The sequence below is a fragment of the Paraprevotella xylaniphila YIT 11841 genome, from assembly GCF_900683745.1.
In the GTDB taxonomy this organism is placed as follows: Bacteria; Bacteroidota; Bacteroidia; order Bacteroidales; family Bacteroidaceae; genus Paraprevotella; species Paraprevotella xylaniphila.
Map to the genome: position 1 here is coordinate 3,494,593 of NZ_LR215980.1, position 14,892 is coordinate 3,509,484.

Consider the following 14,892-nt stretch of genomic DNA (forward strand, 5'->3'; position numbering starts at 1 on the left):
CGGAATGAAATCATATTACTACTTGGACTACCTGCACCGTGAAATCTTCCTTGAAGAGGAGGATATTCAGACCGTTCCGGAATCAGGCAGGGCGGACGATGCCTGTTCCGCCATTGCCGAAAAGCCGTATGTCGTGGAGCAGTTCATGGCGGACTCTTTCCGGACACTCAAAGATGTGGCCAGCCGCCTGTGCGATTCCCCTGATATTAAAAGCCGCCACGATGCGCTGATGTATATCGTGTGGAGGGTGGCACTGGACATCAAGGAGTGGCGGACTCTGAGCCATAGCGAAGCCGCCGTCAAGGTAACCCGTGAGGACGGTTTCGTGTGGCTGCTTGTATCGGCGGAAAATGCCCGGAAGCTATGGGAGGCAGACGTATTCTCCCTGTACAGGCTTTATGCCGATGATTCGGAATCCCTGATCGAAAGCGAGGCGGAGCTGGAATCGACTATCAAGGGCGGATACCAGATAGGTATCGAGGTGGGGTTCGCCTCTGTAATGGACCATGCCGCCCGGATGAAGCAACAATAAAAATCGGAAACAATCAAATAACGAAATCAAGAAGAAAGGTATGGAAACAACATTATTGACAAAGGAAAATGCCCATCGTGTGACCATGGTGCGGCGTGTGGATGCCCCGGAAAGCGAACCGGTAGCGTTTCTTTTCAGGGGAAAGAGACACGGGTATTGCAGCTATTCCCATCTTGTAGGGAATCCGGGCAAGGAAGAAATCCTCGCCCCGGCGGACTTCAAGGACTGGGAAGTTGTGGAAGTGGCGCACCCGGGCTATCTGGAAGAATATTTCAAGCAGGCGTGCAGCTCCTACAACCTCACCTCCTTCTCACCCGACGAGCGGGGTGAGTCAGACATCGCCTCGCACGAAAAGGAACTGCACGAGGATTTGCAGTCGATGCCCGAGCAGCAGCGGGAACGTTACATGGAAAACTACAAACGCTATTTCTCTGCCATGATCGCCGCCAACAGCCGTTGTGCCAGCGCGATGATTACGGGACCTGCACGCTTCAACACGGGCCGCAACGAAAAGGCCTGCAACAGCCACGCCAAGAGCGTCACGGCGTTCCGGGAATGGCGAGAACGTGCACTCGAAGCGATTCGCAAGGCTACCGAAGCGGCCAAGCCCGAAGAACAGCGTCTCGAGGAGGAGTGGCAGAAGGTCAAAGCCTTTATCGACGATGCCGCCTCGACCATTCACGGTATCGATACGGGTACGGCACGAGGCTATAGCCGGGCTCTCTTCGTCAGCAACCTCGCCGGGCGACTCTCCACCTATGTCAACCATGGCAACGTGGAAATCATCGACCGTGCCGTCGCTCGTCTGCGAGAGTGGAACGACAAAGTCAAGAAACCTGTCGTCACGGCACGCCATTCAATCTTCAAGTATACCGAACTCGTCCGCAAGGTGCGGGAAAAGCAGCAGGAACGGGCAAGCCGTGAAAATCGTGAGATTCCGTTCGATGGCGGCAAGGTGGTCTACAACTTCGAAGAAGACCGCCTGCAAATCCTCTTCGACAAAATACCCGATACCGATATGCGTACAACCTTGAAGCGTAACGCTTTCAAGTGGGCGCCACGCAACCAGGCATGGCAGCGCCAGCTCACCCGCAATGCCGAATATGCCGCCGGTCAGGTGTTGAAAATAACCATTTAATCCAGTGCCCATGAGATACATCATCGATTCACGTTATTTCGACGGGACATGCCTCACGTCGATGTCGGATGACATGCACAGCGACTACGGCGGCGAGACGCTGGAAGCACTGCGCGAAAGGGAGAAGAACCCGTACCTGGTCGCTGTATCACCGGTACGCATGACACTGCTTGTGAAGCGTTATACCCGGGCACTTTGCAAGCCCTTCCATGAAATTACGGAGGAACGTTATTACGAACTGCTGGAATGCCTGCCTCCGGCCCGCATGCAGAGCGACTGGTTCTTTGTCGGGGAACCGTATTACCGAAACCTGTACGCGCTCTGTTTCGAGTCGGACGGCAGGTATTTCCGGGCGGAACGTCCCATACGTCTTTCCAATGCGGAAATCTACCGCCAGATTCGGGAACACATGGAGAAAGTAAACCTGCATCCCGCCATCGTCAAGAAGGCTTCCTTTGTCAAATATGTCAATTGGTACAAAAAGACGGTCACCTACATACCGTACTATTTCGAGTATGGAGGTAAAATATATTTCCTGAAGAACCTCGCCACTCGGACGGGATCCGAATTTGGCGACCGCCGGGAACGGAACGAGATGGCGGCATTGCTGAGGAACCTGCGCGGAAACCGCTACGAATACTGCACTTTCTACTCCCAAAAGAAGGACATCTTCGAGTTTTTTGACTGGCTACGGAAGAACAAATACACGCTGGAAATCCAGGGCGACTTGTTCGACTTTGCGGATGACCGCTCCCACGTGGACTTTCACGGCAATGTATGCGAGTATTCGGCTGTGTTCCATTACCGCATCTATTCACGCGAGCTTTTTGGCCATATCATTAACCAGCTACGCACCGTGAAACGGTATCACGCGTGGCATAAAAGGAGGGAAATACGATGAAAATCTCAAATGAACCTACCCCATACCTCCTGCTCAAGGCAGGAACTGACAGTGCATGGGATTGCTGCGACTTTGCAATCGTGTACCTGTCAAAAGAGTGGAGACAGACACAGTCCGGCAGGCTGGAAGCCGTCAAGCCATTCAAGGATGACATCAGTTTCCAGTCTTTGAACTTTTATGACATATCGGTTGGTTTTTACCAGCCGGACGAGGACGGGATACTGGGCAGCGAGGACTTGCCGGAAGACAATAACTGGTGCTTCGTGGAACTGACCGAAACGGAACTGGAAAGGTTGGTTCCGCCGGACAATGTGCTGGTCAGCCATATCTTGGCGGTATTTGCAAACGGGGAAGCCAGATACCGGGCGTACGGCAAACATACCGACGAGCGATTCTATACTGAAAAATTCCCTTTGCAACAGATTTTGGATATACTGGCGAGTCATGAATCTTAAAATTTCAAAGCAACTATGACAGAAATCATCAAAACGGACGGAACACGCCAACCCGTGCAGCCAGCCAATGGCTCAGACTTCACGCTGGAGGAGATGCAGGCGATTGTCGGCGGCTACATCGAACTGGTGGAACTGGACGGGAGCACGACAATGGTCGTCAACGAGGAAGGCAAACTTATCCCTCTGTCCCTCAATCTTGAAGCGAGCAGGATATTCCGTGCTCATCACCCGGCGTCGAAAGACTTCATCGTTGGGGACGTACTTGTGTGCAATAACAATCAAATCAGATAAAATTATGGATAAAGAGAAAGCAAAAGCGCTCAGCAAGACCCTCGCATGCTACAAAGAATTACAAGAGAATAACAGTGTAAACCTGATCGAGTTCCATACCGCTGACGGGCAGAAACACGGTATCGGCAACCCGGAAGCCATCAAGCTGTTGCTTTCGGTGGCCGTCATCGAACTGGAACGCCAGCTCCGGACCGCACAGTTCGGTGATATTCCGGAAAGCCTGGAGAACAGCCGCGAGTACAAGGCGGCCAAACAGCTGGAATACGCCATGAACGATTTGGGATTCAAGTCCGAACGTTTCGCCCAGGCTCTTCCTTATTTCCACAAGACACTGGAACAGACATTCTTCAGAACGGTAAAGGCTTCCATTACCGCTATGGCAGGGCGTGATTCACGCTGCATTGACGACCGCAACCGTGCTTCATACGAGATGTGTCAAATGCTGGCCTCCATGCTGGAAGATACCCGTCTGCCCTTTATCTAAATGCCATGTTCATAGACGAGAGGACACAAAACCGCCTCCATGCCGTGCCGGGAGAGAGTATCTCCCACGGCACGATGCGCACGCAGGACCTGATTCCGGCGTTCTTGGACGTTATCCGTGACACACCGGAGTACGTGCAGGTGATGAATGCCATCCCCGCCCATGCCATGGAGGACAAAGAAGCAGACTGGTGGAACAGCGATGACGCGGCGGGATTGCTGGAATCGCTGTTCGACACGCTCGATAGTTACTCACCGGAGGGGTACTATTTCGGTGCTCATCTCGGTGACGGGTCCGATTACGGATTTTGGAAAATGGACAAGTGAATGTCGGAACATGGTACGGATTACAAAAGACAAGCGGCATGACATTCTCAAAGACGGGATTTGTATCGGGCAAATCTATCTTGCCCGTGCCGAAAGCAGGAAATTAAGATACTGGGCAATCTCTTGCATGAGTGGAATCGGCTTCAACACTTTCAATGAAGCCCGCAGTTATGCCAAGGATTTCCTTTAATAAAAGAATCGCATGAAAAATTGGATACAACAGATGCTTTTGTGGCGTAAAAAGACGGACAAGGGCAGAATGACACTCGGAAAGGTGCAGAAAGAGTATCGCGAGAATGACGTATGCATGGGAGAACTCCTTGATGCCCTTCCCGCCGACGGCCTTTCCATAGAGGAAGCTTTCGAGCTGGCTATCACCGCCAAGAAGTGGGCGGACGGAGACCGTTTCTACCGGAGTATCAACGATGGAGAACCAGAAGAATTGTAAGGTAAATAACAATAAACAATAATGACAAATGAGCAGATATGATTTTATAAGATTCGGCGGCTTTGTCAACTGGGCGGACGAGGACACGGACACGTTCCGGAAAATGAAAGTCTGCCTGCCGGTAAAGGAGCCTGTCGAAGATGACACGAAAATAGGACTGATTTCCACGGACGAGGACAATCCGGAAGAAATCGCGGTTTCCTATTCCGTCAGGGCAGCCGAACTCATCCCTTGGACGGACTCATTCCAGGAAGGATACTGGAAAGCCCTGATAGTGGCAGAGGCAAACGGAGCAGGCACGGACGTATTGCTGCCCATGCTCAAAGATGCCGGACTATGCCTGATGGAATGTGTCTTCCTGATGCTCCGGAGCGATGCCTGCAAACTGTTTCCGGTCCTGTGCCGGCTGTTCCCGGAAGTGGAGGAAATGTTTGAGATTATCACATGGAATGACAGGGAATATTTTGTCAGGGAACTGACGCTGTTCCGTGGAACGGGCGGGGAATACAAAACCCTAGTCTCTGTAACGGGTCTGCAAGACGTGCTGGTCGGCAAAGACGGCGCACCCATATCGGACGAGGCGGAGGCCGTGGACCGGAAAATCTGCTATTACTTCACGGACGAGGAGTTCCTGCTGCCGGAAGAGCGGCTTGTAGCCCTTGCGGAGGATGCGTGAGAAATCATAATGTATGTACAAAGACCAGAAAATGAATAAAAGAATGAACAAACAGCAAACCACTCCCGTTACCGACACTTTTAAGGGGATGCTACTTATGTCAATGGGTGTCCCTGTAGGAAACATCCGTCCCTACCGTTTGAAGTCGGCACCTTCCTGCCTCGGCGGTTTCGAGCGCATGAGCGTAGCGGCAGCACGAGCCTCGGGAATGGATATCCCGGAGACGGAGAAAGAGAACGATGAAGTTTACATATGCCGCTTGGGACCCGCCGTCTTCCATAAATGGATGCCTGTCTGGATGTTCGAAACCGCTTTCGAACCGGTTCCCGAGCAGAGACGCGGTGACCGCATCCGAACACTTACGGAAGAGATGAACAACCATCACGTGGCGGAGAAAGCCCTGAATGAAAAATGTTACGCCCTGTCCGTGGAGCTGCTTTCCGAGTGTGGCGGCAGCCTTGATGACAACGGTGAACAATCCTCGACCTATCTCCATGTTGTGGACCGTGACCCCGTGGAACTGGTCATCACGAACGCGTCGCTCCGGAAAGACGGGAAAATCTTCATCATGGGTTACAGTTACTACACGGGCGAGGAGTACGAGCAGGAATGTGACGTAGAATCCGGCATGGACATACTGAATTTTATCCTTTCCCAAAAAAGTTTTGAGTGCTATGAATGAAGACAAGATATTGCAAATGTTCTTCGACATAGGCCAGTGGACGAAGGCCATTGAGAAAGGCGTGCTGAAAGACATTAGGAAAGACCAACTTATTCGGCTGACCGACGAGCATACCCGTATGGCGATGGCCTATGCCATGCGCCGGGGAAAGTACGAGATTTCCCCTCCCCACACGGCGCAGATACCCAAGGACAACGGTGAGTTCCGCACAGTGTACGTAAACGAGCCGATGGACCGCGTAGTACTGGGTATCGCCAACGACCTGCTCTTCGAGTTGATGCCGGAGATGCTGCACTCTTCGTGCAAGTCCTACCAGACCGGTATAGGGTGCGGCAAGGTAGTTACGGAAGTCAGCCACCGGATGACAGAAACCGGCAATAGCGGCTGTCTGGGCTGGAAGTCCGACCTTTCCAAATACTTCGACAGTGTTCCGATACGGTTCATCGACGAGGCGTTCGACAAGGTGGAGGCCAAACACGGCCAGTCTGCCCTGATAGACGTACTTAGGAAATATTACCACTCGGACCTCTATTTCGATGAAGATAACCGGTTGCAAAGCAAGTATCAATCCTTGAAACAGGGTTGTGCTGTGGCTAGCTGGCTGGCGGATGTACTGCTCTACGACCTAGACAGGGAACTGTCACAAATGAACGGCTACTACGTCCGGTATTCCGACGATATGCTTTTTATCGGCAAGGATTATGAAAAAGCGATGGACACACTCCAAAAACGCCTGGAAGATAAATCCATGAAGCTAAATCCCAAGAAAGTGGAATACCTGGCAGCCGATGTCTGGTTCAAGTTCTTAGGATTCAGTATCAAGGGCGGCATGGTCTCGCTCTCGTCATCACGCATCAAGACCTTCCAGCACGAGATCGAGCGGCGGACAATCCGCTGCCGGGACACGACACTGGCAAAAGCCGTGGACGCCGTGAACCGTTACCTGTACAAGGGCGAGTTCAGCTGGGCGATACAGGTATTGCCGGTCTGTAATGTGAAGAGTGACCTCAACGAGCTGAACAAGTTCGTGATGGACTGCTTTAGAGCCATTCAGACGGGCAGGTGCAAGATCGGCGGTCTGGGATATGTCCGAACCAAACCGGATGGCTGCATCGTCCGGGGACGGGGACGCAACGTGAAGGCCAACCGCGATAAAACAGACCGGGACATACCGGGTTACCTGACTGTCGGCTGCATGCGTAACGCCCTTCTGACCAGCCGGGCGGTGTACAACACGCTGGTGGCATCGCTATAAGTTACGCCGGGCACACGGCAGAACGGGTGGACGGGCAGGCTATTCAACGTTACAGGCTTATAACCAGAATCCATATCGAGATTAACCGGTCTAACACCCGGTTAATCCCATCTCGATTCTGGCTGCGCCTGTAATGTATCGGGAAATTAAAGTCATGTGCCGTCTGTCCCGCACCCGTTACCGGAGCACACCGGGAAAGTTCAAGGAATAGGTTTGGGCATCGCGTACCAACGTCTTCTTTCCGAGTCTGAAGGCGGCTGACCGTCGCCTTCGGACTCCGCAGAAGACCCATACGCGGGATACATCGGAAGCATAAAGCCATGTGCCGGTATTATGAGAACTTTCAGTCTTTTCCAGCACGGGAACGTGCGGTTCGGGGGAATGGATTCAGCCTGCTGTCCCCGATAAGCCCGTCTCGCGCCGTCGTATCCCTAACGTTATACGACGGCGCCATTCCGGCTTCCGCCACAGCAGACATCGGACCTGTAAAGGAACGTGCCGGCATTCCGGGAACCGCAAAAAGAACAGCACAGGGCAAAGGGGGCAAGGCCGGGATTTCAACAGAGCCGCAATTCACACGGCTGGAGCCTGTGTCATCTCCTGCTAACACGACAGATGACACAGGTTCCAGCTGTACTCGCGGCCCGTATCAGGTTTTTAAAGGGATGTGCCGTCCGGATGAGTCCCCTGAACAGAAGGTAGCGCGACCGCATATGCACGAGGGACCCAAATTCAAGATACAGTATTCAAGCTTGGTCCTGAGCCAGGCAACTACCTGGTTCAGGACCGAAGTCCTACTGTATTTATCAGGACTATAAAGATACGCGCTAGGGGTTTGAGTGCCATTAATTGTAAACAGGTGAGAAAATGGAAGATATTTACCGAGAAACCGTCACCGCCATAGAGAACGGCGCAAATTTCCGGATTGATTTCCAGTCCAGAAGTTTAAAAGTAAACGGGAGACACATGATACGGAACGGCAGGTATGATGGCGCTCCGTGGTTGCCGGAGTACGGCTGCGGGGATTTTTTCACGGATGTGGAGGAGCTGTACCGCCGCTATAAACATTCGATACCATCGGAGCGCAGCCAGAGCAAGTCCCGCCGGTATTTCATGGCATTGCCCGAAAGTGACCTCGAGGACGGGGACATGCTGTACGGGCAACACCGGGATACCGCGCAATTCGAGCTGGAATTCTATATCCTCTGCCGGATTATAGGCGGGTTCACATGGAATCCCGAAACGATGGGCAAATGGTTCTGGCAAAGCGAAAAAGACAAGGACCTGGTGATACTCAGAAAATGGGTGGAACCCGGAAGTAATCAACTATTAACAAATTCACAATGAGCAGAAAGAAACAAGAAACAAAAGTCCTGTGCCCCGGATGCGGCACGGAATTCGCCATCGCGGACAAGGAATTTGCCGCCACGGGCACCGTTATCGGCAAGAATTCGGATTTGGGCACCGTCTATCCGGTGGTGGCCGGCCATAATTCTCCCGCCGGACTTCCCAAAGGGGCGCGGGAGCGTATCGAGGCACTCCGCGGTGCCGGTGTGGACGTGAGCTGCCTGTTCGCCATGCAGGGAGCCGAGGGCGGCGAGTATATCGCCTCCAACAAAGACGGGAAACTTACCATCCTGGATGACAACGACCCGATATTCGGCAGCATCATGGCACAGGGTACCGTTCCCAACAACCGACTCTTCCGCCGGTGGGTCATGGCACAAATGTTCCATATGATGTCATACACGCATTACCGTGAAAAAGAGCCGGCAGGGGTGACCGAGATGATTCACCGGAAAGGCTATGATTACCAGTGGAAAATGCTCTTGAACGAGCTGCACGCCCAGATGAAGATGGAACACAAGGACATCACGGGTTTTGCCGAGAGAAACCGCTGGTTCAACCGTGATGTGGTTTTGGCCATCGCGAGCGACTATGTCAACGCGCTGAAAAAACACGTGGGCAACCTGGAAACAAGAAAATGCAAGGGAGTTCCCTACAAGCGTATACACGGCCGTAATATTTTCGTGGAGGACCTGCAATCCAAACTGTACTACCCGCTTTCCATCGCGATAACCCACATCAGGCACGCGTTGGACGCCACACAGCTTTACAACGCGGTCAGACAGTTCAATGACCGTCGTATCCGGCTGCCATGGGGCACTCCTCAAAGCAAGGCATGGATGGATGCCTATAAGGGAGCCGGGGCGTTCTTTACCATGCAGAACCTGATTCGTTTCCACGGTTGCACAGCTGTCAATGACCGGGGTCGGCGTCTGGACAAGTACCAGTCACTGGCGTTCCTGTCAGCCAAGGCGGAAGAGTATAAAAACGGAGAAGGCTGGCGGTTGCTGGCAGTCCTGAAAAAAATGCTGGCGGACAACAATATCAACATCAAAAAGAAGATGGCGGCATGGCGTAAGAAATAGGCCGTCATCTCCATCCGCCCGGTAGGCGGCACGGTGTGGCGGGTCAGAATAAATTAGTACTCCCTCCATTGAAATGATGCTCATCCCTGTTAACACAAGATGAGCATCTTTCAATGGAGGCATTACATCGAAAACGTAAAGAGATGCCCCTGTTTGACGACCACACCGCTATTCTAATCAAAACGACATAATCCTTTATACGATGAGCAAGAAACAACTACGACGCAGGGCCTACCTGCTGTACCGGTTACGAAAACAGGGTATCCGATGCCTGACACGTTGCCGGACCATCTTCTACCCTTACGGGGAGGATCCTAAATCAGTACCGCAGATCTGCAGCCTGATAAGCGAATTCCATTTCCATGTCCAGTTTGAAATACCCGCCTGACATGAAACCGGGAGACATTGCAACGCTGAAAGTGCCCTACAAGGGCTATCGCCGTATAGAGCTGTTGGAACGGCTCCAATACACCTGGCTGGTACGCATCTGCGAGAGCGGGAAGGAGATCGAGGTCTATGAAGACGAGTTCGAAACGGATTAAAGGCACGGAACAATGAAAGGAGAACAACAGGAAGAACGCATACCGAACTTTATCGGCAATGCCGTCATTATCCTCACAGCCGCCCATCTGGGCTGCGAGGTGGAGATGCTCGCCACCGCACAGGAGGTGTGGCGGACGAAACGCCTGCCCGAGGCGGTACTGCTGGGCATGTACGAAAAGGCCGCATGCGATGCCGTGTCGGCTGTCCGGAAGAGAGGTCTGGCGGAACAGGCTGACCGTCTCGGAGAGATATTTTACAGGACGGGGGAATTTCCCCCGCCGGAAGAAGACAATACATAAAAAGGAGTAACAAATGAAAACAAGGACTTTTCAGGAAATATATGATTTCTGCCGTACGGACGATACCTACCGGAGCTATTTCGAGGCATCGGACGAGTCCCGCATTACCGGAGCAAGGGCAAGAAAGTACTATTACGGCGACATCCGCCGAGGCCAGTGCCGCGTGGGGACATTCATCTACTGCCAGTCGATGCGGCAGCTTGAAAGGTTCCTCGAGGGCGCAAGGCAGGACCACTACATCCATGTTGACCCGCCGGCCTGCCGGGAAGTGAGCCTCAAGGACGATATGTTCCCCGGCCAGACCGCCTATATCGTGGTACATGTCAGGAGGCAGGGTGTGCAGATTGAAATCGAACACCCGTTGCATGGTGGATGGGTGCATTTCACGGCACGCTCCCACCGTCCCTTCACCAGGGAGGGAATCATAGCCGAGGCGAAGTCCTACATTGACAGCCACATCCTGCTGGCACCGGGAAGATACCGGGACTTGCAGCTGGAACATATGGTTTCCAAGGAACAGTTCCCCGCATGGTACAGGCAGTATAAAATGAGGCTGCACGACCGGGCGGAAGCCGAACATCGGGATATGGTGGACAGATACAGGCACAGGAACGACCTTACCTACGGAGAAGCCCGTGACATGCTCGCGGCTTCGGGTATATTCTTCGACCTGAACTGCGACGAGTTCGAGCGGGACGAGATTACGGAACAATTTGTAAGACTTTGTAACAAAACATAATACCCAGGCAAATGAATCTATATAATCAAATCAAATATAACGGGTATCGCATCAACATCTATTATGATGATGACGCCCGAAGCCCGCGTGAAGCGTATGACAATCTCGGTACGCTTTATACGGCACATCGTCGCTACCGCCCGGAGAAGGAGTTTGATGACCACTTCGATATCGACAAGGTTTTTGAAGGGCATATCGGAAATTTCCGGGAATCGTTCCTGAAGGAATATATCGCCCTGCCGGTCTACCTCTACGACCATGGCGGCATTACAATATCCACCTCGCCGTTCAGCTGCCCGTGGGATTCCGGATTTTTCGGAATCATCGCGGTACCGTTGGACAAGGTGCGCCGGGAATACGGGTGGAAGAACATCACCGCGAAACGCAGGAAGCGGATCGAGGGATACCTGCAAGACGAAATCAGTACCCTTGACAACTACTATACCGGGGAAGTTTTCGGGTATCGCATCATGCCGGAAAGTGACGATGACAATGAACTGGACAGTTGTTGGGGATTCTATGGTACGGAATGTATGAAAGAACTGGAAGCCGAATGCAGGCATATTATCGACGGGCAGAACAAAGCGGCAGCATAAAATAGAAAAATACGCATAATAACTGGAAATACAATGAAGACATCATACGGACTTGAATTTGACACGGTAACAGAAATCAATCCTGAATGGAGCGACTATGACAAGACGATAGCAGGATGTCACCTGGCCAATGCCAGGGTGGTCATCGTGGATACGGAATACGGGCAACCGATAGACAATGAGCATGACCTTGAAGAAATCTACCGGATTCTCGAAAAGAAAAAGACAGGCCATACTAAAAATGAACGACATGGAAGAAAAACGAGATAACAAGGAAATCAGGGTACGCCTGCACCATATCGACCGTGGAAACTGCACGGAAGTATGGGAGGTGCAGACAGAGAAGGGGAAGCCCAGACGCTATCTGGGACGTGACGACGGTTATGGACCGAAGGAGTGGTACACGCTCTGCGATGCTCCCTACGGCTATTGCGAACGCGACTGCCATGTGAGGGAGGACCTCACCCTCATTGTCTGCGACAAAGATTGGAACGAGGTGTTGCGAGACGGAACGGACAGGGAACGCTTTCCTGAAAGTTTCCCTTCACTGGATGAAGCCTGCAACGAGGCATGGAGCAAGGTCGTGAAAGTGCTTCCGCATGTCACGCACAAAGGTTTCGGGCAGTGGATCACCAAACAGTCATTCCTCCCGCTCAGCCAGACCGAAGAATTGAATTGGCGGGATAGCTACTATGAGGAAGAAGCGAGTGAGATACTCTCACGTTTTACATGGATCGGTGAAGAGTATGCCATATTCAAGGTTACCCAGAGGCACACCAAGTGCGACGCCCAATGGTACGAGTATTACGCGGGGAAGACAAACCGGCAGGAACACGAGTGGTATACCCGTTTCTTCGGTTACGAGTACCATGACCGGCATATCAGCGACGTACTCCGGACACTCGGAAGGCGGTGCGACGACATCATCCGTACTGCGGTGGAAACCCGCACGGACCACTATTACGGGCGTACGGTTTCCTGTTTCATGGACGAGTTCATCGGTTACGACCTGTCCCATGAACAGGTCCGTGACGCCAAGGAATGCAGATTGCGCAAGGCACGGGAAGACTACGACGAAGCGAACGCCTACTATTACAAACTGAAAGAGAATGAGGAAAGCATCCGTGGTATCGAATTGATGCTGCACTGCATAAGACAACAAATCCGAAAAATGAAAAGATAATGGCCAGAAAACTACATGTAGCCAGAGTTTGGCAAATCGAATACAAATATCCGGGTATGTATGGCGGGGACGGTCAGGATATCTTTTATGATATCCTGACAATGTTCGAAGTTGATAACTCCGCAGAAGACGCCTATACCGATGACTTCGAAATAGCCCGTTCGGGTCTGCAGCAGCTAAGAAAACATATCTCAGAACAGGATGAAACCTTCCGGCAGAATGCCGAAGAATTTTATTCCTGCCTGGCAAAGGTCGGGATGGACCGGGAAAAGTTTATCGAAGTACTCGATTGTCTAATCAACGGCAGTGACCAAAGCGATGCCTATGTGCATGTCTCATGGTTTTAATGATATGCCATGAAGGCGTTTCGAGCAAACCTGCCGTAACATCAAACCTGTATGAAACCTAAAGATAACGGGCTGGCCAACCTTCATGACCGGAAACGTGAGGAACGCGGTTTCTGCTGCATGCAACTGATCATATTCCTTACAGACAATGGAGTGAAGAGCTGGGATGAATGGCACCGGGCGCATACCGACGCGGCCCGGGGCGAATGCAGATACCGCAAGCGGTGCCCGGTTTATGGACGTAGCAAACATTTAATGAACAATAAATAATATGGTACTTAATATTGTAAAAAACGACCTGCCTGCCTCATGCATTGCAGAATATGTAAGATGCGTATTTGACAATGCCAAAGTAAACATCAAAGATGAAAATGCAGTATCCGTCGACATCGAAGTGACCGGAAAGAACGAGCTGCACTCTTTGGAAGGATTAAAAGAGTTGGAATACTATTTTAAAGATTATGACATAAGAATATGGTGACCGCCATGCAACGGGCGGCAAACCGGAAATTGTTCAACTACAGATAAAAAACAAGCAACATGGAACAGGAAAAACCTACAAAGCCGGAAACAGACAGAACCTTTCCGGAAGACGATGACACACTTTACCGTGAAATGACAGTGCACATGCCCCGCTGCTATTTTCCGACTTCGCTAGGCGAGAACAGTATCCTCAAATTTGCCGGAGAGGAATTCCGCCGCGTCAAGAATATTGTCTGCCGGCGCTACAACTTTAACGAGGACAAATATATCCGGGAGAACGCCGGCGTATCCCCTTTCGACTCTGTTCGAGGCAACTTCGAGCAGGAAGTGTACAGACGTCTCCGTAAGGATTATGCGCACCTCAGTATCATCTCCATCAGAAGATCACTTATGGAGAAAATCCGCGACGCCGTGAAGAAGGAGAACAACATCATCGGCACGTTCTACCGCAACTGCGGCGTACATTACCGGGAGGCGGAATCAGCGGAGTATGAAACCTCCCCGATAGTGGTGGTCCACAATTCCGCTTTTTACGGATACGGCGGTTATGAAAGTGCGACCGTTTATGAACTTTTCATCGACGGGAACGGCAAACTGCTCTGCACGCTCAACGGCGAAGCCGGCGAGGATTTCGATGAGCCCATCGGACAGGTACAGACCGAGGGATTGCTTGAGATTGCCCACTGGCTGGAAGAACACGGGTTCATCTCCGCTGATGTCAATGACGACGAGATTGTCGTATGCGAGGGGTGCGGTTCAGACAATATACAGACCCAGGCATGGGTGGATCCGAATGCCCGTACATTCATCGGTACCACGGGTATAGACCGCTATGATAACTGGTGCGACGAATGCGAGGACCATCAGCCATTCTGTACTTTAAAAGAGTTCAAAGAACGCATGGAGGAATGGTGGAACTCGTTGGACGCAAATCAAATGGAACAGATCACGGGTTGCCGTCAGGACAAGTGTCCGGCCGGAGACAACCATCAGGGGTTTGCCGAAACCTGCAATGAATGGTGGGAAAACAAGGGCTATGACGAGAAACGTAAAATCTGGAAAGAACATAATGACTGCTGATT

The 14,892-nt window shown here is 51.9% G+C and carries 24 protein-coding genes; all 24 read left to right on the plus strand.

Features of this window, described 5'->3' with window-relative positions:
• Positions 1 to 4 precede the first annotated feature (4 nt).
• The 24 genes from E0E47_RS14675 to E0E47_RS14800 all read left to right on the plus strand — a co-directional run bounded on the left by E0E47_RS14675 (position 5) and on the right by E0E47_RS14800 (position 14,890).
• A complete protein-coding gene (locus tag E0E47_RS14675) occupies positions 5 to 532 on the plus strand; it encodes a hypothetical protein (RefSeq protein WP_004293630.1) in 528 nt (175 codons plus the stop codon).
• 40 nt (positions 533 to 572) lie between these two features.
• Positions 573 to 1,670, plus strand: coding sequence for a hypothetical protein (locus E0E47_RS14680; RefSeq protein ID WP_130894033.1), 1,098 nt, complete (start codon positions 573 to 575; stop codon positions 1,668 to 1,670).
• 10 nt (positions 1,671 to 1,680) lie between these two features.
• Positions 1,681 to 2,571 carry a hypothetical protein gene (locus E0E47_RS14685; protein WP_008860787.1) on the plus strand — a complete coding sequence of 297 codons (891 nt, stop codon included), beginning with the start codon at positions 1,681 to 1,683 and terminating at the stop codon, positions 2,569 to 2,571.
• Complete coding sequence (locus E0E47_RS14690) at positions 2,568 to 3,026, plus strand: hypothetical protein (RefSeq protein WP_008143016.1); 459 nt, start codon at positions 2,568 to 2,570, stop codon at positions 3,024 to 3,026. Before E0E47_RS14685 ends, E0E47_RS14690 begins: the two co-directional genes overlap by 4 nt.
• A 15-nt stretch (positions 3,027 to 3,041) precedes the next feature.
• Positions 3,042 to 3,317, plus strand: a complete 276-nt coding sequence (locus tag E0E47_RS14695; RefSeq protein WP_008143017.1) for a DUF3846 domain-containing protein — start codon at positions 3,042 to 3,044, stop codon at positions 3,315 to 3,317.
• Between the two features lie 4 nt (positions 3,318 to 3,321).
• Positions 3,322 to 3,801, plus strand: a complete 480-nt coding sequence (locus E0E47_RS14700) for a hypothetical protein (protein ID WP_004293635.1) — start codon at positions 3,322 to 3,324, stop codon at positions 3,799 to 3,801.
• Positions 3,802 to 3,806: 5 nt separating this feature from the next.
• On the plus strand, positions 3,807 to 4,127 hold the full coding sequence (locus E0E47_RS14705; RefSeq protein WP_004303957.1) for a hypothetical protein: 321 nt from the start codon (positions 3,807 to 3,809) through the stop codon (positions 4,125 to 4,127).
• Between the two features lie 10 nt (positions 4,128 to 4,137).
• Positions 4,138 to 4,317: a hypothetical protein gene (locus tag E0E47_RS14710; protein ID WP_008143020.1), complete on the plus strand. Its 180-nt coding sequence runs from the start codon at positions 4,138 to 4,140 to the stop codon at positions 4,315 to 4,317.
• Between the two features lie 12 nt (positions 4,318 to 4,329).
• Complete coding sequence (locus E0E47_RS14715) at positions 4,330 to 4,575, plus strand: hypothetical protein (protein ID WP_004293638.1); 246 nt, start codon at positions 4,330 to 4,332, stop codon at positions 4,573 to 4,575.
• A 28-nt stretch (positions 4,576 to 4,603) separates the two neighbouring features.
• Complete coding sequence (locus E0E47_RS14720) at positions 4,604 to 5,251, plus strand: hypothetical protein (RefSeq protein WP_004293639.1); 648 nt, start codon at positions 4,604 to 4,606, stop codon at positions 5,249 to 5,251.
• A 43-nt stretch (positions 5,252 to 5,294) separates the two neighbouring features.
• Positions 5,295 to 5,933 carry a hypothetical protein gene (locus tag E0E47_RS14725; RefSeq protein WP_009316558.1) on the plus strand — a complete coding sequence of 213 codons (639 nt, stop codon included), beginning with the start codon at positions 5,295 to 5,297 and terminating at the stop codon, positions 5,931 to 5,933.
• Positions 5,926 to 7,188, plus strand: a complete 1,263-nt coding sequence (locus E0E47_RS14730) for an RNA-directed DNA polymerase (protein ID WP_008143026.1) — start codon at positions 5,926 to 5,928, stop codon at positions 7,186 to 7,188. The genes E0E47_RS14725 and E0E47_RS14730 overlap by 8 nt, the downstream gene beginning before the upstream one ends.
• A gap of 867 nt (positions 7,189 to 8,055) precedes the next feature.
• Positions 8,056 to 8,535, plus strand: a complete 480-nt coding sequence (locus tag E0E47_RS14740) for a hypothetical protein (protein WP_004293642.1) — start codon at positions 8,056 to 8,058, stop codon at positions 8,533 to 8,535.
• Positions 8,532 to 9,620, plus strand: coding sequence for a hypothetical protein (locus E0E47_RS14745; RefSeq protein ID WP_008143029.1), 1,089 nt, complete (start codon positions 8,532 to 8,534; stop codon positions 9,618 to 9,620). The genes E0E47_RS14740 and E0E47_RS14745 overlap by 4 nt, the downstream gene beginning before the upstream one ends.
• A gap of 362 nt (positions 9,621 to 9,982) precedes the next feature.
• A complete protein-coding gene (locus E0E47_RS14755; protein ID WP_004322731.1) occupies positions 9,983 to 10,162 on the plus strand; it encodes a hypothetical protein in 180 nt (59 codons plus the stop codon).
• Positions 10,163 to 10,174: 12 nt separating this feature from the next.
• A complete protein-coding gene (locus E0E47_RS14760; protein ID WP_004322729.1) occupies positions 10,175 to 10,462 on the plus strand; it encodes a hypothetical protein in 288 nt (95 codons plus the stop codon).
• A gap of 13 nt (positions 10,463 to 10,475) precedes the next feature.
• Complete coding sequence (locus E0E47_RS14765; RefSeq protein WP_008860791.1) at positions 10,476 to 11,201, plus strand: hypothetical protein; 726 nt, start codon at positions 10,476 to 10,478, stop codon at positions 11,199 to 11,201.
• A gap of 11 nt (positions 11,202 to 11,212) precedes the next feature.
• Positions 11,213 to 11,797: a hypothetical protein gene (locus E0E47_RS14770; RefSeq protein WP_008143037.1), complete on the plus strand. Its 585-nt coding sequence runs from the start codon at positions 11,213 to 11,215 to the stop codon at positions 11,795 to 11,797.
• A 33-nt stretch (positions 11,798 to 11,830) separates the two neighbouring features.
• Positions 11,831 to 12,067 carry a hypothetical protein gene (locus E0E47_RS14775; protein WP_004322721.1) on the plus strand — a complete coding sequence of 79 codons (237 nt, stop codon included), beginning with the start codon at positions 11,831 to 11,833 and terminating at the stop codon, positions 12,065 to 12,067.
• On the plus strand, positions 12,048 to 12,980 hold the full coding sequence (locus tag E0E47_RS14780; RefSeq protein WP_008143040.1) for a hypothetical protein: 933 nt from the start codon (positions 12,048 to 12,050) through the stop codon (positions 12,978 to 12,980). Before E0E47_RS14775 ends, E0E47_RS14780 begins: the two co-directional genes overlap by 20 nt.
• Positions 12,980 to 13,327 carry a hypothetical protein gene (locus E0E47_RS14785; protein WP_008143041.1) on the plus strand — a complete coding sequence of 116 codons (348 nt, stop codon included), beginning with the start codon at positions 12,980 to 12,982 and terminating at the stop codon, positions 13,325 to 13,327. Before E0E47_RS14780 ends, E0E47_RS14785 begins: the two co-directional genes overlap by 1 nt.
• A 51-nt stretch (positions 13,328 to 13,378) precedes the next feature.
• Positions 13,379 to 13,597: a hypothetical protein gene (locus E0E47_RS14790; RefSeq protein ID WP_004293651.1), complete on the plus strand. Its 219-nt coding sequence runs from the start codon at positions 13,379 to 13,381 to the stop codon at positions 13,595 to 13,597.
• Position 13,598: 1 nt separating this feature from the next.
• Complete coding sequence (locus E0E47_RS14795) at positions 13,599 to 13,808, plus strand: hypothetical protein (protein WP_004293652.1); 210 nt, start codon at positions 13,599 to 13,601, stop codon at positions 13,806 to 13,808.
• A 59-nt stretch (positions 13,809 to 13,867) separates the two neighbouring features.
• Complete coding sequence (locus E0E47_RS14800) at positions 13,868 to 14,890, plus strand: hypothetical protein (RefSeq protein WP_004293653.1); 1,023 nt, start codon at positions 13,868 to 13,870, stop codon at positions 14,888 to 14,890.
• The last annotated feature ends 2 nt before the right edge of the window (positions 14,891 to 14,892 follow it).

Bases quoted from the DNA above. Each gene is read 5' to 3' on its own strand.
- E0E47_RS14790 (WP_004293651.1), top strand. From the start codon at position 13,379: ATGAAACCTAAAGATAACGGGCTGGCCAACCTTCATGACCGGAAACGT.
- E0E47_RS14765 (WP_008860791.1), top strand. From the start codon at position 10,476: ATGAAAACAAGGACTTTTCAGGAAATATATGATTTCTGCCGTACGGAC.
- E0E47_RS14720 (WP_004293639.1), top strand. From the start codon at position 4,604: ATGAGCAGATATGATTTTATAAGATTCGGCGGCTTTGTCAACTGGGCG.
- E0E47_RS14725 (WP_009316558.1), top strand. From the start codon at position 5,295: ATGAACAAACAGCAAACCACTCCCGTTACCGACACTTTTAAGGGGATG.
- E0E47_RS14695 (WP_008143017.1), top strand. From the start codon at position 3,042: ATGACAGAAATCATCAAAACGGACGGAACACGCCAACCCGTGCAGCCA.
- E0E47_RS14710 (WP_008143020.1), top strand. From the start codon at position 4,138: ATGGTACGGATTACAAAAGACAAGCGGCATGACATTCTCAAAGACGGG.
- E0E47_RS14800 (WP_004293653.1), top strand. From the start codon at position 13,868: ATGGAACAGGAAAAACCTACAAAGCCGGAAACAGACAGAACCTTTCCG.
- E0E47_RS14785 (WP_008143041.1), top strand. From the start codon at position 12,980: ATGGCCAGAAAACTACATGTAGCCAGAGTTTGGCAAATCGAATACAAA.
- E0E47_RS14760 (WP_004322729.1), top strand. From the start codon at position 10,175: ATGAAAGGAGAACAACAGGAAGAACGCATACCGAACTTTATCGGCAAT.
- E0E47_RS14700 (WP_004293635.1), top strand. From the start codon at position 3,322: ATGGATAAAGAGAAAGCAAAAGCGCTCAGCAAGACCCTCGCATGCTAC.
- E0E47_RS14675 (WP_004293630.1), top strand. From the start codon at position 5: ATGAAATCATATTACTACTTGGACTACCTGCACCGTGAAATCTTCCTT.
- E0E47_RS14780 (WP_008143040.1), top strand. From the start codon at position 12,048: ATGGAAGAAAAACGAGATAACAAGGAAATCAGGGTACGCCTGCACCAT.
- E0E47_RS14755 (WP_004322731.1), top strand. From the start codon at position 9,983: ATGTCCAGTTTGAAATACCCGCCTGACATGAAACCGGGAGACATTGCA.
- E0E47_RS14685 (WP_008860787.1), top strand. From the start codon at position 1,681: ATGAGATACATCATCGATTCACGTTATTTCGACGGGACATGCCTCACG.
- E0E47_RS14690 (WP_008143016.1), top strand. From the start codon at position 2,568: ATGAAAATCTCAAATGAACCTACCCCATACCTCCTGCTCAAGGCAGGA.
- E0E47_RS14775 (WP_004322721.1), top strand. From the start codon at position 11,831: ATGAAGACATCATACGGACTTGAATTTGACACGGTAACAGAAATCAAT.
- E0E47_RS14715 (WP_004293638.1), top strand. From the start codon at position 4,330: ATGAAAAATTGGATACAACAGATGCTTTTGTGGCGTAAAAAGACGGAC.
- E0E47_RS14740 (WP_004293642.1), top strand. From the start codon at position 8,056: ATGGAAGATATTTACCGAGAAACCGTCACCGCCATAGAGAACGGCGCA.
- E0E47_RS14770 (WP_008143037.1), top strand. From the start codon at position 11,213: ATGAATCTATATAATCAAATCAAATATAACGGGTATCGCATCAACATC.
- E0E47_RS14705 (WP_004303957.1), top strand. From the start codon at position 3,807: ATGTTCATAGACGAGAGGACACAAAACCGCCTCCATGCCGTGCCGGGA.
- E0E47_RS14745 (WP_008143029.1), top strand. From the start codon at position 8,532: ATGAGCAGAAAGAAACAAGAAACAAAAGTCCTGTGCCCCGGATGCGGC.
- E0E47_RS14795 (WP_004293652.1), top strand. From the start codon at position 13,599: ATGGTACTTAATATTGTAAAAAACGACCTGCCTGCCTCATGCATTGCA.
- E0E47_RS14680 (WP_130894033.1), top strand. From the start codon at position 573: ATGGAAACAACATTATTGACAAAGGAAAATGCCCATCGTGTGACCATG.
- E0E47_RS14730 (WP_008143026.1), top strand. From the start codon at position 5,926: ATGAATGAAGACAAGATATTGCAAATGTTCTTCGACATAGGCCAGTGG.